The sequence below is a fragment of the Commensalibacter papalotli (ex Botero et al. 2024) genome (assembly GCF_947179115.1).
In the GTDB taxonomy this organism is placed as follows: domain Bacteria; phylum Pseudomonadota; class Alphaproteobacteria; order Acetobacterales; family Acetobacteraceae; genus Commensalibacter; species Commensalibacter papalotli.
In genome coordinates, this window is the sequence record NZ_CAMXCI010000002.1 from 97,765 (window position 1) to 119,437 (window position 21,673).

The window sequence follows — 21,673 nt, forward strand, 5'->3', positions numbered from 1 at the left end:
TATCTGAAGTATTATAAATAACAATTACATCTAATTTAAAAATTAAATAGGAAATTACGCAATGATAAAACCAATATTATTCTTAGCTGCATGCATTTTATCTATCGGAACAGTAACTGCTGCAAATGCTATAGAAAAAAAACAAGAAGTAAAACCGGTTGGGCAATTAACCTGCCAAGATTTTTTGATGTTAGATGACAGTTTTAGACCAACAGCTGTCGCGTTTGCTGAGGGTGTGACAAAAAAAGATAAAATTGTAGATCCTACATTAGATGTACAAGGAATTGCCAAAGTCGTTCCTGTTTTAGTTCAAGAGTGTAAGAATACCCCAAAAGATAATTTTGTACATAAAGTCAAAACTCATCTGAATAATAAAAAATAATAACCTAATACATAAACTTTACCTGTATTTTAACCTGATTACTTTTCGTCAGGTTATTTTTTGCCCATCACAACAGTGTGATAGGCAAAAAAACATTACTATCTATCACGAAAATGTCATATAGTTAAGTCATACTAATTTTACTTTTAAAAAGATTTAAGAACATGACAAATATATGGATGCATATTGGTGCTGGATCATTTCATCGTGCTCACCAAGCTTGGTATTTACACCGTTTATTACAAGAGGTTTCCTCAGCAGATCAGTGGAAAATTGCCATAGGTGGTATTCGCAATGATGTTGTACCGCTTCTTACCGCTCTTTCACAACAAAATAACGAATATATTTTAGAAACCGTTACTCCACAAGGTGTACGTAAATACGAAAAAATCACCTCAATTGCTAAAGTTCTACATTGGGATGAAAAAATGACTTCCTTGATTGAACAAGGTGCAAAAACAGAAACTAAAGTCATCGGATTTACAGTAACCGAAGGTGGTTATTATTTAGATACAAGTCATAATTTAGACCCCAACAGTGCTGATATTCAAACAGAACTCAGCGGTAAAATTTGTACAATTTATGGCGCTTTACGAGCAATTTTAAAAGAACGTATTAAACAAAATGGTAATCCTGTTACCTTGTTAAGCTGCGATAATTTACGTCATAATGGGGATCGTTTTCGACATGGCTTCCTACAATTTCTTGAACTTTGCAAAGATCAAGAATTACTTGAATGGGTAAAGAAAAACACCACATCTCCGAATGATATGGTTGATCGTATTGTTCCGCGTCCTGCTGCTGACCTTGCTCCTCGTGTAAAAAAAGAAACAGGTGTTGATGATAAAGCCCCTGTTATGGGTGAAGCTTTCATTCAATGGGTTATTGAAGACAGATTTATCGATGGCCGCCCAGATCTTGAAAAGGTCGGTGCAGAAATGGTTAAAGATGTTCAACCTTATGAAGAAGCAAAAATTCGCATCTTAAATGCTAGCCACAGTTGTATTGCTTGGGCAGGAACCTTAGTTGGATTGAATTATATTCATGAAGGTACGCAAACCCCTGAAATTAAACAATTGGCATGGAATTATGTTACTGAAGATGTCATTCCCTGTTTAACGCCATGCCCATTAGATCTTGAAAAATATCGAGATGTAGTATTAGAACGTTTCAGTAACCCAGATATTCAAGATACCAATCAACGTGTTGCAGCTGATGGATTATCTAAACTTCCAGGGTTTATTACCCCAACGCTTGTGGAATGTTACGAACGTGGTGCTGAACCAAAAGCAACAGCTGTACTTCCAGCTTTATTCTATGTGTTCCTAGAAGAGTGGCACAAAGGAAATATTCCTTATGAATACCAAGACGGCATCCTAGATGCAAAAGCAATGCACACAATGCTTGATAGTAAAGATCCAATTGCACAATTTGCAGGGGATAAAGCATTATTTGGCAGCATCGCTGGGAAACCAGAATTTGTCTCTTTGATGCGTCAAACAATTGAAAAAATGAGAAATTGGAAAAATAACTTTAAAAAGTAATTTTTAATAATGCTCATAAGGCAACACAGATTAAGTGTTGCCTTTTTTTACGCATGAATTTGCTAATTTTTCTAATGGACTTCATCTGTCAAAGAGCATCTTATGAACTCACAAAAAATCTTATTTGGTTTTATGCCTGCAACATTAATTTGGGGCTATATTGCCATTGCCATTTTTATGGCGGGAGACGGTTTCGAACTGGCTTTCCTATCCAAATATATTACGAATATGGGTTTTTCCCAAGAGCAAGCAACCTTTGTTTTTACCGTCTATGCTTTTGCTGCCGCAATTGCTGCGTGGAGCTCTGGAGTTATTGCAGAGATCATTACACCTCAAAAAGCAATGTTCACAGGCTTTGCAATATGGGTTATTTTCCATATTCTATTTATGACTCTTGGAATAGGTCTGCATAGCTATCCATTAATCGTTATTTTTTATGGATTACGTGGATTTGGATATCCTTTATTTATCTATTCTTTTATTATTTTACTTATACACAACCTTCCAGCAAGTAAGATTTCCACAGCAATGGGTTGGTTTTGGGCCGCGTATTCAATTGGTCTAGGAACAATTGGTGGGTTACTTCCTGGATTTACCAATACATCAATTGGTGAACATGGCACGTTATGGCTAGCATTAATTTGGGTTGCCGTTGGTGGGTTGCTGGCACTTTTCACATTACGCAAAGTTAAAATATCTGAGGATAAGGCCAATTTATCCACTTCGGAAAAATTACACGAACTTACCAAGGCAATCACAATTTTATTTACCAATAAATATATTTTTATGTCTGCGTTAATTCGAATTATTAATACAATTCCTTTATTTGGTGTTGCAATTATTATGCCTTGGTTCTTGGAAGGTGATCCAAAACATAACATTGCTGGCCTTGGATTTTCAAATGAAGAATGGCAACAAATTTGGGCATTATTTTTAACCATTACCATTTTCACCAATATCTTATGGGGAATTATGGGGGATCATATTGGTTGGTTAAAACAAGTTCGTTGGGTTGGATGTTTTTGTGGTATATTCTCCTGCTTATCATTCTATTATGTACCTATTTATTTTGGTCATAATTATTATGCAGCCATGATTCCTGCTGTTCTATTAGGTATCACTGTCGCAGCCTTCGTACCAATGACAGCCGTTTTCACAACTCTTGAACCTAATCACCAAGGAGCCGCAGTCTCTATTTATAACTTATCAGCCTCTCTAAGCCAAAGCGTTGCTGCTATTATAGCAGGACTCGTTATTGGTATTTGGGGAGTTTCAGGTGTGTTATGGACATATGCCGCTTTGTATGTTTTTGCAGCAATTTTGACTTACTTTATCAAAGTTGAACAACCGAAAATTACAAAACTTGCTAAAAACTAAACTAAACATTTTAAACCCCCTGTAAAGGGGGTTTATTTTATTCATCACGCATAGGCGTATAAGGGATAATAAACAAATCATTACATCGTTCATCTTTACAACCAAAATATTTTATTCCTTTTCCCTTGTGTCAAGTTGCCGTTTTGCACCACCATTAATATAAAAATCCCATTTTTCCCATTACGAACCTAATTTAATTACATAGGCAAAATACATAAAAACAATAATGAAGAATAATATTTTATTAAGATAGAATAAAAAGCCTACTTTAATATGATTATTTCTATTTTTATTATAAAAACTCTTGTCTTTTTCTTTTTTTCCACTGTAAACAGAAAAGAGTGATTCCAAGGAGAGCCTTCATGAATAAATATGCGTTATATTTAGCTTCCATAATAACTATGTCTTGTATTTCATTTGCACAAGCCAAGGATAATGATCCTCTATTTATTAAACAAGATAAATATGATTCTTGGTTATTATCAGAATATTATAATGCGGTTACGCTAACTAGTGATAAAGGAGCTTCTCCAATCACAGTAGAAATTAAACCCTATGGATACTCTCTTATAATTAACGTTACTCTTGATCAAAAACAAAATAACTTCCCTGCAACTATAGAATTAGATGTTGGAGATTTTACAACAGAACTAAAAAGAGTAAGTCAAACAAATAACTATAATACTACATTAGAACCTATGCCTGCTTTGACTTTAATCAACAGTTTAAAAGAAAATAAGAATATTATTCTTTATACCGATAATAATGATCAAACCATAAATATCCCTTTAAACGGTATTAACAAAGCTATGGACGTTATGGATGGTTTCGCCAAAGATCATTATATTCCACTACCTCAACCCTTTTCATCAAAAATAGATATCTACGCAACCATGTCTATCCCTGATTTTATTCCTTTTGATCTTTATCCTGTTGTTCGTCAACAAAGCTATTATTATGATATTTGTAATGAAAAGGATGAAAAGAAAAGTAAGGGCCAAAATAAACAAGAAGCTTGTAAACAAGATAAACTATTAGTTGATATTTTGAATAAAAAAGGATTTTGTATAAAAGAAAATATTCAGCTTCCACAAAGCTTTATGCAAACTTCTAAAGTCTCCTATGAGTGGGTTGAATGCTCCAAAAAATAATTTTGTGTAGATAGAGTGTTAAAAAACGACCTATAACAGGTCGTTAATAAATTTAACAATTACATAATAGATATGATGTCTTCTCTACATATTTAGTTCGAAATTTTAATTAATCAACGAAGATAATCCACAAAATTTTTATTCACAAACTAACTGATACAAAACCGTATGACGTGACTTACAATCCTCTAACTCTAATGTTGTAGGAATATCATAAGTACATACTGGGTTCAGCTCTTTTTTAGGTAGATAGCTTCGCCCTGGGTCAGCAATAAACACAGTTGCACCTTGTTGTGCACATTGCTTTAACCATGGCCAGATATGCTGGGTCATCGGGGCCTCATAACAGACATCTCCACAAAAAATTATATCCCATTCACAAAGCTGCCCTACGACATCATTGGAATTTTTATCAAGTAAGACATGATTAACTTTGGCATTTAAAGCACAGACCTTTTGTGCCAAAGGGTCAATATCTGCAACCTCTATATACGCAGCCTCGCATTTAGCTGCAGCAATTGCTGCAATTCCACATCCTGCAGCAAAATCAAGAATTTTTTTCCCTTTAACCATTTTTGGATTATCCAAAATATAGCGTGCCAGTGCTTTTCCCCCAGGCCAAGCAAAAGCCCAAAAAGGAGGCTCAATATTTTGATGATTTAACCAAGCCTCTGTAACTTGCCAAATAGGCGTAATTTCACTGGCTTGGTAAAGAGTAATCTCTGGAACAAAATCGGTTTTTTCTAAAATTGTATATTCTGTAATTAAGTTCTCGAACTGGGAAAAATTATTCATTAAATTAAATTGCCTATAAGAAGAGCCAAGGCAATTAGAAGCCCTGCGTCCCTGTTAGATTTAAATAAAGTTAAGCAAATTTTAGGATCGTGTAAATCAAATTTTATAATCTGCCATACGAAATGAATAACAGGAAACAATAAAGCCAACATTGCTATGGATGAATTATGATTTAAAATACTAGTAATCAACAAACAAGCAATACACAGTCCATAATTAACTGCTACAAATTGTTTACCAGCTTCGCCAGCCCAGCGCGCTGTTGATTTTACACCAACACGTTGATCGTCCTCTATGTCTTGATAGCCATATATTGTATCAAATCCGATTTGCCAAAAAATCGTGGCTGAATATAAAGCAGCTTGTGTCCATGATAAATATCCTGTTGCTGCAGCATATCCCAAGGGGGCTCCGAACCCAAAAGTAAATCCTAGTACTAATTGAGGCCACCAAGTAATTCTTTTTGCCCCTGGGTAAAGTGCTACCAAAATCAATGAAGAAGCCCCTAAAACCCATGATAAAGGATTAAGTTGTAATAATATAACGAACCCAATCATCAATAAAAAAAACAAAAATATAAGTGCTTTCTTAACTGAAATCGTGCCATTTGCGATGGGACGCTGTTGAGTACGTGCAACTTGTCGGTCAATATCCCGATCCCAAATATCATTTACCACACATCCTGCACTACGCATGACGACACTGCCAATAGCAAATAGGATAATCAATTTTATACGTGTCATTATGGGAATATCATGAGGCAACAAAATACCCCACATTCCAGGTAAAAACAGTAGCCAACTACCAATCGGGCGATCTATACGAGACAGTAACGCGTAGGGTTGCAAAGATTGAGGAAGAAAACGCACCCAAGACAAATTAATATCTGAACGTGATGAAGACTGATTCACAACAAATCCTGATAAAATAAAAAGAACAATAGAAAACAAGAATACAAGTTTTTATTCTTATAGTAATATCAAATTGTTTTCATTCTTTTTATGACCCAGATTCGATTGAGATTATATGTCTTTTACTCCGCGACTTTACCTTGACCCTTGTGATTTTGAAGCTTTGGCAACAGAAAAAATATTTCCTATTCCCACTGCAACAGCTCATTATTTGGGAAATGTTTTACGCTTAAGACCCTCAGATCAAGTCATTTTCTTTAATGAACGTGATGGTGAGTGGCATTGCGAGATTAGTCAAATAACCAAAAATAAAGGAACTATCACGGCTCAAAAGCAACTGCGTCAACCAATTATCCTTTGTGGCCCAACACTCGTTTTTGCACCTTTAAAACGAGATGCTACGGATTTGGCTGTTCGTATGGCGACTGAACTAGGGGTGCAAACCATTCAGCCTGTCAAAACTCTGCGCACCAATACGATTAAAATTAAAGAAGAACGTTTACGCACCATTACCATTGAAGCCGCCGAACAAAGTAATCGATTAACCATTCCACAAATAAGATCATTACAATCTTTGTTTGATTTTTGTGAGACTTGGCCAAAAAATAAGACCTTGTGGGTCGCAATAGAACGTTGTGTTGATTATCAAATACCCATTGATAAGGCACAAGAATATCGCAGGGATGATGGAATTTTAATTGGACCCGAAGGGGGCTTTGATCCTAATGAAATAAAAAATTTACTTCTTTATGATTTTGTGCGACCTTTATCTCTTGGAAGTTTAGTATTAAAAGCAGAAACTGCTATAGTTGCTGGGTTATCTCGGTTTACTGAGCAGATTTGTGCTTAAGACACTAAATTTTTTTATTTTTTATACATAGACCAGAATAGATCGTTTTTTAAATGTCCAGTATTTTAGATCAAGACCAAACACCAATTACCTCAACCACTCAGTTAGCCGAACATTTAGCTGAAGGCTGTAAGCCCACTTCAAAATGGCGCATTGGTACTGAGCACGAAAAATTCGGCTTTATTCTTAATCAAGAAAATGAACGCTATTTATTGCCTCCAGCTTATGAACCTAATGGAATCAATGCCATTCTAACGTCTATGCAAAGACGCAACTCTGAATGGAAAGGAATCTATGACCAAGGTAACCTTATTGGGTTTGATACGGATCGGGGTGCTATTTCATTAGAACCTGCGGGACAATTTGAACTGTCTGGCGCACCTGTTAATGATATCCATGCAGCAAAACAAGAAATCGAATTGCATTTTCAAGATGTGCACCAAGCTGCTGATCCTTTGAATATTGGTTTTGCACCCATAGGATTCCATCCTTTTGCAACGCGTGCACAAATGCCTTGGATGCCAAAAGAACGTTATAAAATCATGAAAGCCTATATGCCAAAAGTCGGCACTTTAGGTCTAGATATGATGACCAGAACTTGCACAGTCCAAGTCAATCTTGATTTTTCTTCTGAAGAAGACATGGCACGTAAAATGCGTGTTTCTTTGGCTTTACAACCACTGGCCACGGCACTTTTTGCCAATTCTCCTTTTTATGAAGGCAAGCCCAGTGGATATCAATCAACACGTGCTCATATTTGGACTGATACAGATAATAACCGTTCAGGAATGCCACCCGCTTTCTTTGAGGAAGGTTTTGGATTTGAGCAATATGTAGAATGGTTGATTGACGTTCCCATGTATTTTGTTATTCGTGATGGCAAAATGATTGATGTAGCTGGAGAATCTTTTCGAAATTGGTTAAACGGTAAAGCCCCCAATGGGTTCGAAAATCAACCTGTAACGATGGGCGATTTTAAAAACCATATTACGACAGCGTTTCCAGATGTGCGGTTAAAGCAATATATCGAAATGCGCGGTGCTGATGCAGGCTCGCAAGAAATGATGTTAGCAATGTCTGCATTTTGGACAGGATTATTATATGATTCAGCAACATTGATCGCAGCAGAAAAGCTGGTTAAAGAATATTCTTGGCAAGAATATATTGAACTGCGCCCTCAGGTCATCAAAAGTGGTTTATCCGTTTTATTAGGTAAAGAAAATTTACGCCATTTTGGTAAGCGTATCTTAGCTTTGGCAATGGATGGGTTAAAAGCTCGTCACCTTCAGAACCTTCAGGGACAAGATGAGCGTATTTTCTTGGCACCATTAGAAGAAATCGTTCATGGCGGTCCTTGCCAAGCAGAATACTGGTTACAACGTTATGCCACCGTTTGGCAAGGCAACGTAAAACATATATTAGACGAAGCTAAAATATAGTTTATTCTTCACAAAAATTAATAAAGTGGAGAGTGTAAGAGATGCATATATTAAAATATTTTTTATTAATTACTACTTGCACCGCTTATTTTTTTCCACAGACTTTTGCTGTTGAAGTTACTAAAGTAAACATTACCAAGTTAGAGCATAGAGCAAACCAAGACTCGGCAGAAGATCAATATAATCTTGGCCAATTATATGAAAAGACAAATAACCAAGGTATAACTCAAGATTATTTCAAAGCAATCGAATGGTATACAAAAGCAGCTAATCAAGGACTAGCTAAAGCTCAATATAGTCTTGGAAAACTATATGAAAAAAGTCAAGGTGTCCCCCAAGATTATGCTAAAGCAGTTGAATTGTATACAAAAGCAGCCAATCAAGGGCTAGTTGATGCACAATATAGCCTTGGGCAACTATATGAAAAAAAACATCAAAATATGCCTCAAGATTATACCAAAGCAATCGAATGGTATACAAAAGCCGCTAACCAAAAAATTATATTGAATAAAAACAATATAGCTTCTTATGCTATTCCCAGAAACTCTTATTATAGGATTGTTAACTTAATATCATCTGCAGATTTTAAGAAATCACAAAATATACCAATTATTAAAGAGTTTTTTTAAACAAGACTGTTTAAAACAACATCAAAATTCTTGTGATTTTTATAAAAAGCTAAATAATTAAATCTGCTATAAGAGAAATACTATTCCAATAACAAAGAATCCAACTCCAACCCTTCAATCTCTTGTAAAGATTGTCCAACTATGCCTTGTAAATCACCATACATACCAATAGTAGACTCCATCACTCGGTTAATTTGCTCTTCGCGCTTGGACCATTGCTTGGTAATCACTTTTTTCTCTTTATTTAAATCATCTTGCATTGAGTTAAACGCTTCAACAATTGCCTCTACACGTTGGCGAAAACGAGTTCCTGTCAGATAATCATAGATCATACCAGCTTTGGTTTCTTGGCCTTTGGCGCTTTGGCGTGCAAAGTAAATCTGGATCAAAGACTCTCTGAGTAACGACGCAACAGGAAGAATAACTTTGGGGTGGATCACCCATACACCGTCAATACAATCAAAAGATTCAACATTCTGGGGCAAAGCATGGCTGACCATAATGGCAATATCTGCCTTAGCTGTACGTTGATCATCTTTCAGTTTGCTTAACCACTCATTATTCCAATGTTTAGTTCGTTTAGCCTCCCAAATTAGCAACCCACAATTCACACCTTGGGGATTAAAAACTCGTTGCAATATATCCCCACCAAACTCACCTTTGGGTACAGGGGAAATTTGGTCCATGTAAAATTGAGATTGCAAAGTTTGTTCCAACAACAGCTCTTGCACCTCACCTTGTGATTGCTGAGAACCTTGTTCTGCCTTTTGTTTCAACTCTTCAATTTTACGCTGCATTGATTGCATTTTTAATTCATTTTCAGAAATTTTATATTGAAAACTTTCTTCTATTTCCTTGCGGGCTTTCTCATGAATAGCTTGCACATTCTCTTGAACACGTTTTTCAACGGTTAATTCTAATTCTCGTTTTTGATCCTCTAATTCCCGTTGCTTTTTCATAAAATCTGCTTGAGATTGTTGTGCCTCTTGCAATTTTTTATCATTTGTTTCTAAGACCGCTTGCAACTCTTTGATTTCAACGGACTTGCGATGCAGTTCATCCGCATTTTCTTTTTGTAATTTTTGTTTAGCTTCTTCAATAAGCTTTAATCTCTCACCCTCCAACGAAGCTGCAACTTTGTCTCTTATTTCCTCAGCCATCTTTTGTTGATGTTGTTGCAGTTCATTTTCTTTAGACAATAAGAACTGTTCACGCTCTGACATGCTCTTGATCAATTGAGATTTTTTCTGCTCATATTCTTTCTTTACTTCAGTCACCAAAGGTGCAGCAAGAGATTCCGTTAACAAAATATCTGTATGACAATGTGGGCAAGTAATTACGGGTTCAGTCATTAAAAAAGCCTTAGTTTATATAAATTATTAAAATATCAGCATTATATAAAGATTATATCATCATATAATTTAACAATTATTTTCACAGATCAATTACATTCTTATCGAAACTTATCGTAGATTAATGAATATATTGGTTTTAGACGAGCAAATATTGTGTAACATTATATACCATTAAAGGCCCCTCAAGAAAAACCGTTTAATAAGACACCAAACAGAGATTAACCACACAAATTTTCATACTGGTTCAATTAAAATTTCCTTGGCCATGCTATATATAGTCAGGTCAAGATAAATTAACGCATCCCAAAACGTTTTTTCCAAAAAACACTCAATATCACCTTGGCAAAAGGTCATTCAACTGTATATGCTATATACAGAGTATTAAAAGCTATAAATTAAGCTATAAATCTTGATTATACAAAAACCATCATTCCTTTTAATATATGTATAATGCAATGATTTATGCCCCAAAGGAAAAAATAATGAAAATTTGTGTATTGGGTGGAGCTGGCTTTATAGGATCTCATATCGTCAGTGCGTTAATAAAGAATAATCATCAAGTCATTATTGGTTGTCGAGATACTGAAAGAGCTAAAAGTATTTTTCCTAATATACAAGCAATTAAAATTATTGCTGGGGCATCTGACCAAAATCTTATTAATGCTTTGCAAGAATGTGACGTTGTCATTAATACCATTGGTGTCTTGGGAAAACCTGGAACTTCGATTGCCAATGATGCGCATATCGGATTAGTGCAAGAGTTAATAAAAGCATGCCAACAAACCAATACAAAGCGTATTATCCATATTTCTGCTTTGTCTCTAGAGGAAAACCTAACCAGTGAATATGCAGATACAAAGTTAAAGGGCGAGCAAATTTTATGTAATTCAAGCATTGAAACTATTATTTTACGGGCTTCTTTTGTATATTCAACAGGAAGTTACGGTGGCAGTAGTGCTCTACGAGGATTGTGCGCAATGCCTTTCATTGCTTTTTTACCCAATGGAGGCAAACAAAAATTCCAACCTCTTTGGGCATATGATCTTGCAAAAGTTGTATTACAAGCTTGTCGCTCGCCTCTTCCAGCTGACAAAAATTATCAAATTGCGCATGTTGTTGGACCTGAAACGTTGGGTTTTGGTGAAATTATGCAAAAAACTCGTCGTTGGTTAGGAATGAAATCCTGCAAGATTTTTGAGATGCCTATGTTTGCAGTAAAGTTAATGGGAAGGATTGGGGATTATTTTCCTTTATGGGGATTTTCTGCAGGGGTAGTCAGCCAACTGAATACTGATTTTATTGTTCCAGAGGATAAAGTGAATACGCTGGGCATTACGATGCGTTCAATGGATCAAGTTTACCATACACATCCATCTTTTGTACAAGATCGGTGGCATAGTAAACTATTCCTAGCCAGACCTATACTCGCATTATTTTTAGCAATTATTTGGCTAGGCTCTGGCATTGCAGGATTTTTTACCTCAACAGAAACTTTAAAAACCATTTTGCCATCTTTTTTGGCAACAAGTTCAATATCACCTTTTCTGGTATATTTATGCTCTGTAATAGATCTGTATTTTGCCGGCATGATTTTACTTGGTAAATGGTCCAATAAATTATGGCTTTCCCAAATTGCACTCGTTGTCGTTTACACAATTGGATTAACGACATTTGCTCCTGTTTTATGGTTGGATTTATTAGGTTCGCTTTTGAAAAACTTTGCCGTTATTGGGCTAATTACAACTATGTTGTTTATAGCGGATGATCGATAAATGATTGGTTTGTTAAAAACCTTACATGTTCTATGTGCCGTGATGGTAACAGGCATGGGATTTGGAGTATTTGTACATACTATCTTATTGATAAAACAAGGACAAAAAAGACAAAGCTTACAACTGCAAATCGTTGCTTTATGCTCCAGCTTTATTTTATTTTTCCCTGCCTTAATTGCGTTAACTCTTTCAGGCTTTTACCTAAGCTATCTTAGCCAATTTTTGATAACAGAGCCTTGGATTATTCTTGCTATCATCATCGGTATAATCTTTGGCACACTATGCTTGTCCATTGCTTATTTCTGTCTTGCATTGCCGTTTCAAAAAAAGTCTTTTTTTTTAAAAATAGCCAGTGTTTTTAGTTGTATTGGCTGGATAGCGTTTGCTTTTGCAATGGCTGCAATGATTTTAAAACAACCTTTAATAGGATAATTACATGAGCTATTTTCCTATTATTGTGTTTATCCATGTGCTCAGTGCAACCATTTTATTTGCCTCAGGCATTATCACTGCAATAGTGATGATTGAAGCATTTATCAGAAAACATCCCAAAGATATGGCTTTATCTTCACAACGTGTCGTTAGGGCAGATTGGTATATGACCTTACCAAGTGCAATAACTCAAGCCGCTACTGGGATAATTTTAGTCCATCTCATGAATATTCACTTTTCCACCTTGTGGGTTGTATGGACAATTATTTTATATAGTTTTTCCATCATTTTATGGGTTATTGTCGTACAATTACAAATCCATATTGCCGAACTTGCCCAAATCTCGTGGCATCAAAAAACACCTTTTCCAAAAATCGGATGGACTTATTTTAAATGGTGGGTTGCTTTAGGGTGGCCAACTTTTTTTTGTTTTCTTATTATTTTTTGGTTAATGGTTACTCGTCCAATATAACCATAATACATAAATAAATTAACAACCTTAACTGAACTCAGAAATACTCATATCTGCACGATTCCACCAACACTGGTCTGATGGGCGACAATTAGGTATGAACTCAGACGGATTACCCATAAAGCGCACCGTATTTGTCGGTGTTTCCATGATTTCAATTTGGTGACAATATAATCCTGATTGTTCAGCAGATAAGAAACAATTAAGCTTACTCATAAATAAACATGCCAAAAGCTCTGTTGTAGGGTCACCTGGCGTGATTAATAATCTAGGTAAACGCTCTGGCTCATATTGCTTGAACCACTCAACCAAAGGATCATTTTCGGCCAATTGAAAGGCGTGATCGACAGACTGATCAATAAAGCGATGCCACGTTGTTTTGGCTTGTTGAAAAGGTATAACTACATTCATTTTTCCATCGAGGGCTTTGAAATTTTGAGATTTCAGATAAACTTTAACCTCTTCATTATGGCCATGCGGGGTGGCACAAATCTCGCTAGACCCATGAATTAATCGATGTGCCATTGCAAAACGACGTGTAAAAACAAGCTCTAACACTTATTGCTCCTTTTGCTGCACATAATTGTTCCATCCTGCACGACGCAATTCACAAGCAGGGCATTCTCCACAACCATAGCCCCATTCATGATAATGAGAGCGATCCCCCAAATAGCAGCTATGTGTATCTTTATTGATAAGCTCTATCAAAGACATACCGCCTAGTTGTTCAGCCATTTGCCATTCTTGGGCTTTATCTAACCACATCAAAGGTGTTTGCAATACAAAACGATTACTCATCCCAAGATTGATCGCCACTTGTAAAGCCTTGATTGTATCATCCCTGCAATCAGGATAGCCTGAATAATCTGTCTCGCACATCCCCCCTACAATATGTTTCAAGTGGCGACGATCAGCAATAATGGCAGCATAAGTTAAAAAAAGTAAATTACGCCCAGGTACAAAGGTAGAAGGCAGCCCTTGTTTATCCCACTCTATTGCTGTTTCACGTGTTAAAGCTGTATCAGAAATCGCCCCAAGGTCAGAAAGATTCATGACATGGTCTTCACCCAAGCGTCTTTGCCATAAAGGATTGATTTGTTGGATTTTTTTACGAATCTCATGCCGACATTCCATCTCGATACTATGGCGTTGTCCATAATTAAAACCTAAAGTCTCGACCTTTTGAAATCTCTGCAATGCCCATGCAAGACAAGTCGTTGAATCTTGCCCGCCAGAAAATAAAACCAAAGCACTATTGGAAAATAAGGGATTTACTATTTCTGTCATTATGGAATTCCTATAAGCTTATGGGTTTGAAGAGAAAGATGCCACAAAGGGTGTTCCTGACAATATTTAATTGCTTTTTTTATATGCTCTGTCTTGTTCATATCATCTTTGGGTTGCAAACGAAAAGTAGTAAAATCCAATGATGTAAAACGATGAGGATCTAGACCTTCCTGAGGATATATTAATTTAAGCTCATCTCCAGAAATTTGTATTAATTCCGCGCCTGCTTTGGGACTGACACAAATCCAGTCCACACCTTGAGGAACAGGCAGAGTGCCATTAGTCTCAACAGCTATGTAAAACCCTTTTTGCTTTATAGCTTCGATCAAAACCTCATCTAGCTGTAATAAGGGTTCCCCCCCTGTAAAGACAACAAAACGTTGTTTAGGGTCACGTATTGTCCCCCAACAAGCTTCTATTGCATTTGCCAAGGATTGAGCATCAGGAAAACGGCCACCATTTTCACCGTCCATTCCAACGAAATTCGTATCACAAAATTGGCAAACTGCGTCCTTGCGATCAGCCTCTTGACCAGACCATAAATTACACCCTGTAAAACGACAAAATACGGACGTACGTCCTATTTGCCCACCTTCACCTTGAAGCGTTAAAAATATTTCTTTGACTGCGTAACTCATGAAATTGATATCCAGAAAATCCTATAAAGCATAAGCTTATTTAAAATCACTTATGATGAATGTCTTTAATATTAAGCTTATCCAATATCTTTTCAATATCATCGAATAGTAAATTGATCTATATTTTAAACACTCAATCTATAATAACTCTTGATAGCGATAATCATAAATAAGATCAAGTTGCTTGCTTTTAAATTGGCTGGCAGGGGTTACTGTGAGACGTTTCCAAGGAATAAAACCAAAGAACCATATTTTCCAAAAGCGCAGACCATATTCAGGGTTTTTAGACAGTAATTTTTGAAAACTTTCCACTGCTCCTACTTCAATATTGGTGGCTTCTTTAATGACTTCATATACAAACCGAGAGCAAAACTGACCCCGTGAATTAAAATTAAATCCTGTATCATAAATAATATTCATACGTGTTTTACTAGCACGCACAAGAGCCTTTTTTTGCTCGTTACTTAAAGGCTGCTTTAAGCGTGCAATCACAAAAGACTTCTCTTTGGATCTACTGATAAATTTAGATAATGATGTTATTTTTGAAAAAGGAATCGTGCTCTCTGCGACCCAATATTGATTATTTTTAAAACCAACAATCACTCCAACATGATTAACCCAAGAGGAAGTTGCCGTAGCAACATTATTAAAAATAAAATTATCAATACGGATAAAAACAACATCCCCAATTTGTAAATTATCAGGGTGATATCGCATTTGAGTATTTTTCATTAAAAAACAGGCCTATATTAAAATATATACCTGTTAGCTTATCATACTCTGATGATTTGAATATCTTTAGTTTCTAACAAAAATCTATTCGTTATCACCGAAATCCATCTTAAATAATTTATTTTTAACAGAAACACCTGGCTGTAAATCATATAAATCAACCATCGTCGTGCGCCCTTGAGCATCCAGAACACGCCAAGCTTTTAACATGATTGGATTTTGATTGAAGATCAAGGTTAAACTGCCATCAGAAGGCGAGGCTGTACGCACAACCGTAATCTGAAACAATCCATTATTAGGAGGTATAAAATTAGTAACTGTCACATCTCCAGAAAAGCTGAGCTGTGGCTTTAATAATAAACCTAAAGGACTTTGATCAAGAGGAATAGTCGTTGTTTGTCCTACCTCAGCATCATGAAAAACCATTTTACCATCATTGGCCACCAACAATAATTCGCTGGGTTTATTATATTCAAAACGAATACGGCCTGGTTTTTTAATCCATACGACGCCTGTGCTGCGTTGTCCATCAGGGGCAATTTGTTGAAATTTGGCCTGAAGGGTCGTTAATTGATTTATCCAAGTTTGTGCTTGATCAGATAATACTTGATCTTGTGCAGAAATCTGCAATGCCCCATTACCAGGGGCACTGGTAGATACAACAACATCTGCTAACGCTTGATTACTGGAACCTGTTATTCCAAGACAAGCCATTCCTAATAAACTAATACAGCCATAAATAAGACGTATAGACTTCATAAACAGGTTCCTTTTCCTCTATAATGACTTTTCTTTATAGAGGTTTTTTATATTAAAGACTAGCCTCAACAATGCGACGACTAACTTCTAAAGTAATATCCCCGTTTTCTCCTAGAGCTGTTAAGTTATGACGCTTTAATTGCTCAACAACTTTCTCAACAGCAGAGCTATCAACATCATATTCTTTTAAATGAGTTTTGATACCGATACTTTCAAAGAATGTTCGGGTTTTAGCAATGGCTTCATCAATGATCTTTTCTTCATCACTACCCTGTAACCCCCATACTCTGCGACCATATTGTATCAATTTCTCACGTTTTTCTTTGCGCATTTCATTCAACAAAGAAGGTAATAAAATTGATAATGTACGACCATGGTCAATTCCATATAAAATAGTCAATTCATGACCAATCATATGGGTTGCCCAATCCTGTGGAACACCGGCTCCAATTAAGCCATTTAACGCCATCGTCGCAGCCCAGATAAAATTAGCACGAGATTCATAATCTTGTGGATTTTTTAAAGTTTTAGGGCCTTCTTCAATAAGGGTTAGTAATAACCCTTCAGCAAAGCGATCTTGCACCGCAGCATGAACAGAGTAAGTAAGATATTGTTCCATCACATGTACAAATGCATCAGCAACCCCATTGGCAACTTGCCGTTCTGGTAAACTGTATGTCTTGGTTGGGTCGATAACAGAGAATAAAGGAGAAAAAAGTGGGTTAGCAATCCCAATTTTATCAAAAGTCGTTTTGCGAGAAATCACTGCGTTTGTATTCATTTCTGAACCTGTTGCAGGTAATGTTGGAACAAATCCAAAAGGTATAACTTGATTGACCTTTTTACCCTTGCTCGTAATAATTTCCCATGTATCCCCAGAATATTTAACAGCACCTGCAATAAATTTAGTGGCATCCATTACAGATCCACCACCAACACCAAGAACAAAATTGAAATTGTCATGGCGAATTTTTTCAACTGCTTGCATAGAAGTTTCAAATGTTGGATTGGCTTCGATACCTTCAAAAACATCAAAATGGCGTTTACCTAATGCTGTTTCCACTTCTGATAATGTTCCATTTTTTCGAACACTACCACCACCAATAATAATTAAAACCTTAGCGTCTTGAGGAATTAAATCATTTAATCTTTGAATTGTTTCTTTACCAAAAATAATACGCGTTGGATTACAAAAGTCAAAATTTTGAACTGACATCATATACCTCGTTTAATGTAAATTATTTACAATGAATATAACACATCTTGTATTCAATTAGAGATGAAAAATATTCATAATTATGATTAGTATTTATAATTAAAAATCGATATTTACCAATAATATTATTTTAGAACTAAACAAAAAAAGAGGGAATCTCTTCCCTCTTTTATAATGAATTACAATATGTTATCTAATAATAATTAAAACTAGCTATTTGTAGAACCTGCTGCAGGCTTAATAACAGAAGGTGTAGAAATTATTTTTCCACCACCAGAAGGTTGAATTTGAAAAATTTGTAAATCACGTTTTACATGTCCATCAGGCTGTAAAACAAATAAACCATCAACCCCATCAAATCCATCAGCACGAGTTAAATTCTTCGTCGTGTATCCGCCAATTTTACTAAGAGAATTAGCCAAGGCCGCAGTATCATAGGTTAAATCAGCCAAAGGCTTGGGTGTAACCCCGTATTTTACTCGATATTGTTGTGCAAAGAATTTTCTTTTTTGAGGATCTGGCGAAGCATACCACGCGCCCTGCAATTTACCCAATTTAGATGCAAAAGCCCCCCATAATCCAGGACCCATAATTCTGACTTTATCAGAGGAAACTTGTGTTTCCCCTAATGCATCAATTACTGATTGTAACTGTAAACCTGTATCAGATAATAATAATGCATCAAATGGAGGGGCACCCAAATTTATTTTTTCAACAGCCTTTGCACCATCAGTAGGTTTTGCTTCAGAGGGTGCTAATTCATCTAACAAATTACTATCATTACTAGCGGTATCGGTTGGTGTTTTTGATATATTTTGTGATGCAGGGTTACTTTTCGCGGCTTGTACACGGGCATCATAATTTGATAAATTTTTCAATTGTTGAGTAATATCATCCTTAGAAGCCGTATGATACGTAATCGTAGGTACCATTAACCCTAAATCAGCACAAGCTTTGGTTAATGCAGCCCCCATTGCTTTTCCCATTGGATTTTCAGGCAATAAAGCTGCAAATTTTGTTCTTCCTTCATTTTTTGCAGCACGCACCATCGTTAATACTTGTTGTTCAGGGGTCACTCCAAAAGCCCAAACATTCGGGCCCGCCACAGAAACATCACTGGTATAAGCAATCACAGGCACATTTTGAGATGCGGTTACAGATGCAACTTCAGTAGTATTTGTTGCTGTTAATGGGCCTAGGATAATACCATCCCCAGCAGCAATTGCTTTGCGTGCAGCTTCCGCAGCACCACCTGCTTGTTCGGTATCAAATACATCAAGTTTGGGTGCAGTGGGATCACTGAGTGCTAGCTTAGCCGCTTGCATCATATTTGTACCCAAAGGTCCATTACGGCCACTAAGCGGTAATAATAATCCAATTTGTTTATTTGTATTTTCACTGTTTGAAATTACCGGTTTATTACCACCATTTCCATCAGAGGAACAAGCTGCTATGATCAATATCGGAACACAAGCACTTAATTTTAATAATTTTGACACGATATCCATTTGATTAAAAATCCCTTGCTTTACAGGATTAAGGCTCTTATTCAATACTTTTGCTCCTTGATGTAACCGAACTCATATAAATTTAGATTGCTATTATTATGAAACAAGAAAAACCTATGTCATCAAATACTTCCTTACCCTTTCCAGATCAACAAAATTCTAGAAATTCAATGATAAATATAGGTGAATTTATTCTTGTTTCTACCCCTATTGGTAATTTAAATGATTTCAGCCTCAGAGCAAAGCAAACTCTTCAAGAAGTCGATATTTTACTCTGCGAAGATACACGTGTTACAGCCAAGCTGCTTGCAGCCTATGGAATTTCTGTGCATATGGAAAGTGTTCATGAACATAACGAGGGCAAACGTATCCAACAAATTATTTCCTGGATGCAACAAGGAAAAAAAATAGCACTTGTTTCTGATGCAGGTACGCCATTACTTTCTGATCCTGGATATCGTGTAACCCGAGCTATTATCGAGGCTGATCTGCCAATTACAGCTATTCCTGGCCCCAATGCAGCTTTAACCGCGTTAACACTTTCTGGATTACCCCCTCATCCTTATATGTTTATTGGATTTCCCCCACCAAAATCTCAAGCCAGACAAAATAACTTTGCCATTCTAAAGGCCTCTGAGCGTGCGGGGCTTAAAGCAACCTTTATTTGGCACGAGGCACCCCACCGCTTGCTTGATATGTTAATCGATTTAAAATTTATTTTTGGTGATAATCGCCCTGCAGCTGTTGCCAGAGAGCTCACTAAAAAATTTGAAGAACTTCAACGCAACTCTATCCAAGGACTAATTGAGCATTTTACCCATACCCCTCCTAGAGGAGAAATTACGGTTTTGCTCGGCCCTGCTCTTGAAGAGGAAGAAGTTAGCGAAGATGATTTAGACCAACAGCTTCAAGGTGCTTTAAAGACAATGTCCGTCAAGGATGCTGCTGCATTGGTTGCTACTGCTGTTCATTTACCTAAAAAAATTGTTTATCAACGTGCTTTGGAACTTAGTAAAAAATAGGTTTTTCCAGTTTGTTTAAATTAACTGGGAGAAAATCAAGCATCCAATCAGTCCACAAACAGAAATAATGGTTTCCAGTACTGACCAAGAACGAATGGTTTCTCCAATAGTTAAATTAAAATACTCTTTGAATAACCAAAAACCTGGGTCATTGACATGAGAAAAAATAACACTGCCAGATCCTATAGCGATCACCATTAATTCTGGACTTACACCTGCTGTTAAAATTAATGGAGCAACAATCCCGCCAGCTGTCATTGCGGCAACCGTTGCTGAACCTAACGCAATCCTTAACAAAGCAGCAATAAGCCATGCCATTAATAAAGGAGATAAATGACTATTATGCATCATATTGGTAATATAGTGATCAATATGACTATCTACCAAGATTTGCTTAAACGCTCCACCACCCCCAATAATTAGCAAAATCATGGCTATTACTTTGATTGCGACGGTCATCGTGTCTGAAATTTCACTCATCGTTCTACCGCGATGAAGACCGAAGGTAAAAATAGCAATCAACACCGCCATTAACGTCGCAATAATTGGATTTCCCAAAAAATCTGCATAAGCAAGCAAAAAATGATTATGAGGTAAAACCATCTCTGCTACTGCACGTAAAGCCATCAAAAAAACAGGAACCAAGGCTGTTAAAATACTAATTGCAAATCCTGGCATTTCTTCTTCAGCAAATTCCTTATGAGAATACAATCCTGGTGGAACAGGTTTATCAATATTCTTTAAAAAATGTGCATAAACAGGCCCCGCCAAAATGACTGTTGGGATAGCAATGCATATACCATATAAAAGTGTTTTACCCATATCTGCGTGAAAAATTGCCGCAATTGCTGTGGGGGCGGGGTGAGGCGGTAAAAATCCATGCGTTACCGATAACGCTGCTGCCATAGGGGCACCTACATATAAAATCGGAATGCGTGCAGATACCGCAATAGTACAAACCAGAGGCAACAATAATACAAACCCAACCTCATAAAACAGCGCAAACCCTAATATAAATCCTGTTAAAACTACTGCCCATTGAATATATTTATATCCAAAAATAGTAATCAAAGTTGTTGCGATACGTTGAGCACCTCCACAATCAGCCAATAGTTTTCCTAATATCGCACCAAAACCGATAATCAGTGCCAGTTCCCCAAGCGTATTACCAACCCCTGTTTTAATAGATGAAATTACCTGCATAACAGGCATGCCCTCTAAGACACCCACAAACAAAGAAACAATAATCAAAGAAAGAAAGCCGTTTAACTTTAACTGAGTTACTAAAATCAGTAACAGAATAATCCCAAAGAATACGATTAATAATGGCATATTATTCTCGATATGTTTTATAGTTTTAAAAAGCATACAATCAAATATGTTAAAATTGAAACATTTAAAT

Annotated in this window: 22 protein-coding genes; 11 read left to right on the forward strand and 11 right to left on the reverse strand. The window is 36.4% G+C overall.

Annotated elements, in window-relative coordinates:
* Positions 1-61: 61 nt before the first annotated feature.
* The 4 genes from hdeA to QMN76_RS05730 all read left to right on the forward strand — a co-directional run bounded on the left by hdeA (position 62) and on the right by QMN76_RS05730 (position 4,454).
* Entirely contained in the window at positions 62-382 is a 321-nt protein-coding gene (gene hdeA, locus QMN76_RS05715; protein WP_282024189.1) for an acid-activated periplasmic chaperone HdeA, read from the forward strand.
* Between the two features lie 164 nt (positions 383-546).
* Positions 547-1,926 (forward strand): D-arabinitol 4-dehydrogenase, encoded by a 1,380-nt coding sequence (gene dalD / locus QMN76_RS05720; protein ID WP_034339786.1) that lies wholly within the window; start codon positions 547-549, stop codon positions 1,924-1,926.
* Between the two features lie 102 nt (positions 1,927-2,028).
* Positions 2,029-3,303, forward strand: coding sequence for an MFS transporter (locus tag QMN76_RS05725; RefSeq protein WP_034339782.1), 1,275 nt, complete (start codon positions 2,029-2,031; stop codon positions 3,301-3,303).
* Positions 3,304-3,665: 362 nt separating this feature from the next.
* Positions 3,666-4,454: a hypothetical protein gene (locus QMN76_RS05730; RefSeq protein ID WP_034339777.1), complete on the forward strand. Its 789-nt coding sequence runs from the start codon at positions 3,666-3,668 to the stop codon at positions 4,452-4,454.
* 138 nt (positions 4,455-4,592) lie between these two features.
* Here QMN76_RS05730 and QMN76_RS05735 read toward each other — a convergent pair whose 3' ends face one another.
* Positions 4,593-5,249, reverse strand: coding sequence for a class I SAM-dependent methyltransferase (locus QMN76_RS05735; protein ID WP_282024186.1), 657 nt, complete (start codon positions 5,247-5,249; stop codon positions 4,593-4,595).
* Positions 5,249-6,160 (reverse strand): 4-hydroxybenzoate octaprenyltransferase, encoded by a 912-nt coding sequence (gene ubiA / locus QMN76_RS05740; protein WP_282065840.1) that lies wholly within the window; start codon positions 6,158-6,160, stop codon positions 5,249-5,251. The genes QMN76_RS05735 and ubiA overlap by 1 nt, the downstream gene beginning before the upstream one ends.
* 115 nt (positions 6,161-6,275) lie before the next feature.
* On the opposite strand from ubiA, the gene QMN76_RS05745 reads away from it, so the two are divergent.
* From QMN76_RS05745 to QMN76_RS05755, 3 genes are read left to right on the forward strand one after another with little or no spacing between them, the layout of a single operon-like run.
* Positions 6,276-7,010, forward strand: coding sequence for an RsmE family RNA methyltransferase (locus QMN76_RS05745; RefSeq protein WP_034339771.1), 735 nt, complete (start codon positions 6,276-6,278; stop codon positions 7,008-7,010).
* Between the two features lie 53 nt (positions 7,011-7,063).
* Positions 7,064-8,449 (forward strand): glutamate--cysteine ligase, encoded by a 1,386-nt coding sequence (locus QMN76_RS05750; protein WP_034339769.1) that lies wholly within the window; start codon positions 7,064-7,066, stop codon positions 8,447-8,449.
* A 41-nt stretch (positions 8,450-8,490) separates the two neighbouring features.
* Positions 8,491-9,078 (forward strand): tetratricopeptide repeat protein, encoded by a 588-nt coding sequence (locus QMN76_RS05755; RefSeq protein WP_282065842.1) that lies wholly within the window; start codon positions 8,491-8,493, stop codon positions 9,076-9,078.
* An 80-nt stretch (positions 9,079-9,158) separates the two neighbouring features.
* Here QMN76_RS05755 and QMN76_RS05760 read toward each other — a convergent pair whose 3' ends face one another.
* A complete protein-coding gene (locus QMN76_RS05760; protein ID WP_282065843.1) occupies positions 9,159-10,430 on the reverse strand; it encodes a DUF2130 domain-containing protein in 1,272 nt (423 codons plus the stop codon).
* A 485-nt stretch (positions 10,431-10,915) separates the two neighbouring features.
* On the opposite strand from QMN76_RS05760, the gene QMN76_RS05765 reads away from it, so the two are divergent.
* From QMN76_RS05765 to QMN76_RS05775, 3 genes are read left to right on the forward strand one after another with little or no spacing between them, the layout of a single operon-like run.
* Complete coding sequence (locus QMN76_RS05765) at positions 10,916-12,205, forward strand: NAD(P)H-binding protein (RefSeq protein ID WP_282024177.1); 1,290 nt, start codon at positions 10,916-10,918, stop codon at positions 12,203-12,205.
* Positions 12,206-12,637 (forward strand): DUF2269 family protein, encoded by a 432-nt coding sequence (locus QMN76_RS05770; protein ID WP_282024175.1) that lies wholly within the window; start codon positions 12,206-12,208, stop codon positions 12,635-12,637.
* Positions 12,638-12,641: 4 nt separating this feature from the next.
* On the forward strand, positions 12,642-13,109 hold the full coding sequence (locus QMN76_RS05775; RefSeq protein WP_282024173.1) for a DUF2269 family protein: 468 nt from the start codon (positions 12,642-12,644) through the stop codon (positions 13,107-13,109).
* A gap of 27 nt (positions 13,110-13,136) precedes the next feature.
* Here the strand turns inward: QMN76_RS05775 and QMN76_RS05780 are convergent, their stop codons facing one another.
* The 7 genes from QMN76_RS05780 to QMN76_RS05810 form a co-directional block, all read right to left on the reverse strand.
* The gene (locus tag QMN76_RS05780; RefSeq protein ID WP_282024171.1) at positions 13,137-13,667 is read right to left on the reverse strand and encodes a 6-pyruvoyl trahydropterin synthase family protein; all 531 of its coding nucleotides are present in this window, start codon (positions 13,665-13,667) and stop codon (positions 13,137-13,139) included.
* Complete coding sequence (queC, locus tag QMN76_RS05785) at positions 13,668-14,396, reverse strand: 7-cyano-7-deazaguanine synthase QueC (protein WP_282024169.1); 729 nt, start codon at positions 14,394-14,396, stop codon at positions 13,668-13,670. It abuts the gene before it with no gap.
* Positions 14,396-15,034, reverse strand: a complete 639-nt coding sequence (gene queE / locus QMN76_RS05790) for a 7-carboxy-7-deazaguanine synthase (protein WP_282024168.1) — start codon at positions 15,032-15,034, stop codon at positions 14,396-14,398. Before queE ends, queC begins: the two co-directional genes overlap by 1 nt.
* A 138-nt stretch (positions 15,035-15,172) precedes the next feature.
* Complete coding sequence (locus QMN76_RS05795; protein ID WP_282024166.1) at positions 15,173-15,766, reverse strand: YebB family permuted papain-like enzyme; 594 nt, start codon at positions 15,764-15,766, stop codon at positions 15,173-15,175.
* A gap of 84 nt (positions 15,767-15,850) precedes the next feature.
* Positions 15,851-16,525, reverse strand: coding sequence for a LolA family protein (locus tag QMN76_RS05800; protein ID WP_282024164.1), 675 nt, complete (start codon positions 16,523-16,525; stop codon positions 15,851-15,853).
* 52 nt (positions 16,526-16,577) lie between these two features.
* Positions 16,578-17,741, reverse strand: coding sequence for an iron-containing alcohol dehydrogenase (locus QMN76_RS05805; RefSeq protein WP_034339749.1), 1,164 nt, complete (start codon positions 17,739-17,741; stop codon positions 16,578-16,580).
* Between the two features lie 209 nt (positions 17,742-17,950).
* On the reverse strand, positions 17,951-19,294 hold the full coding sequence (locus tag QMN76_RS05810) for a penicillin-binding protein activator (protein ID WP_051462029.1): 1,344 nt from the start codon (positions 19,292-19,294) through the stop codon (positions 17,951-17,953).
* Positions 19,295-19,419: 125 nt separating this feature from the next.
* On the opposite strand from QMN76_RS05810, the gene rsmI reads away from it, so the two are divergent.
* The gene (rsmI, locus tag QMN76_RS05815) at positions 19,420-20,271 is read left to right on the forward strand and encodes a 16S rRNA (cytidine(1402)-2'-O)-methyltransferase (RefSeq protein WP_235176846.1); all 852 of its coding nucleotides are present in this window, start codon (positions 19,420-19,422) and stop codon (positions 20,269-20,271) included.
* A 15-nt stretch (positions 20,272-20,286) separates the two neighbouring features.
* Here rsmI and gntT read toward each other — a convergent pair whose 3' ends face one another.
* Positions 20,287-21,603: a gluconate transporter gene (gene gntT, locus QMN76_RS05820; protein ID WP_034339746.1), complete on the reverse strand. Its 1,317-nt coding sequence runs from the start codon at positions 21,601-21,603 to the stop codon at positions 20,287-20,289.
* Positions 21,604-21,673: the final 70 nt, after the last annotated feature.

Excerpts from the sequence above, each read along its gene's own strand:
- QMN76_RS05795 (WP_282024166.1), bottom strand. The coding sequence starts at position 15,766 with ATGAAAAATACTCAAATGCGATATCACCCTGATAATTTACAAATTGGG.
- QMN76_RS05725 (WP_034339782.1), top strand. The coding sequence starts at position 2,029 with ATGAACTCACAAAAAATCTTATTTGGTTTTATGCCTGCAACATTAATT.
- rsmI (WP_235176846.1), top strand. The coding sequence starts at position 19,420 with ATGATAAATATAGGTGAATTTATTCTTGTTTCTACCCCTATTGGTAAT.
- QMN76_RS05735 (WP_282024186.1), bottom strand. The coding sequence starts at position 5,249 with ATGAATAATTTTTCCCAGTTCGAGAACTTAATTACAGAATATACAATT.
- QMN76_RS05775 (WP_282024173.1), top strand. The coding sequence starts at position 12,642 with ATGAGCTATTTTCCTATTATTGTGTTTATCCATGTGCTCAGTGCAACC.
- QMN76_RS05765 (WP_282024177.1), top strand. The coding sequence starts at position 10,916 with ATGAAAATTTGTGTATTGGGTGGAGCTGGCTTTATAGGATCTCATATC.
- QMN76_RS05730 (WP_034339777.1), top strand. The coding sequence starts at position 3,666 with ATGAATAAATATGCGTTATATTTAGCTTCCATAATAACTATGTCTTGT.
- QMN76_RS05755 (WP_282065842.1), top strand. The coding sequence starts at position 8,491 with ATGCATATATTAAAATATTTTTTATTAATTACTACTTGCACCGCTTAT.
- QMN76_RS05770 (WP_282024175.1), top strand. The coding sequence starts at position 12,206 with ATGATTGGTTTGTTAAAAACCTTACATGTTCTATGTGCCGTGATGGTA.
- QMN76_RS05800 (WP_282024164.1), bottom strand. The coding sequence starts at position 16,525 with ATGAAGTCTATACGTCTTATTTATGGCTGTATTAGTTTATTAGGAATG.
- QMN76_RS05760 (WP_282065843.1), bottom strand. The coding sequence starts at position 10,430 with ATGACTGAACCCGTAATTACTTGCCCACATTGTCATACAGATATTTTG.
- gntT (WP_034339746.1), bottom strand. The coding sequence starts at position 21,603 with ATGCCATTATTAATCGTATTCTTTGGGATTATTCTGTTACTGATTTTA.
- QMN76_RS05805 (WP_034339749.1), bottom strand. The coding sequence starts at position 17,741 with ATGTCAGTTCAAAATTTTGACTTTTGTAATCCAACGCGTATTATTTTT.
- hdeA (WP_282024189.1), top strand. The coding sequence starts at position 62 with ATGATAAAACCAATATTATTCTTAGCTGCATGCATTTTATCTATCGGA.
- dalD (WP_034339786.1), top strand. The coding sequence starts at position 547 with ATGACAAATATATGGATGCATATTGGTGCTGGATCATTTCATCGTGCT.
- queE (WP_282024168.1), bottom strand. The coding sequence starts at position 15,034 with ATGAGTTACGCAGTCAAAGAAATATTTTTAACGCTTCAAGGTGAAGGT.
- queC (WP_282024169.1), bottom strand. The coding sequence starts at position 14,396 with ATGACAGAAATAGTAAATCCCTTATTTTCCAATAGTGCTTTGGTTTTA.
- QMN76_RS05750 (WP_034339769.1), top strand. The coding sequence starts at position 7,064 with ATGTCCAGTATTTTAGATCAAGACCAAACACCAATTACCTCAACCACT.
- QMN76_RS05745 (WP_034339771.1), top strand. The coding sequence starts at position 6,276 with ATGTCTTTTACTCCGCGACTTTACCTTGACCCTTGTGATTTTGAAGCT.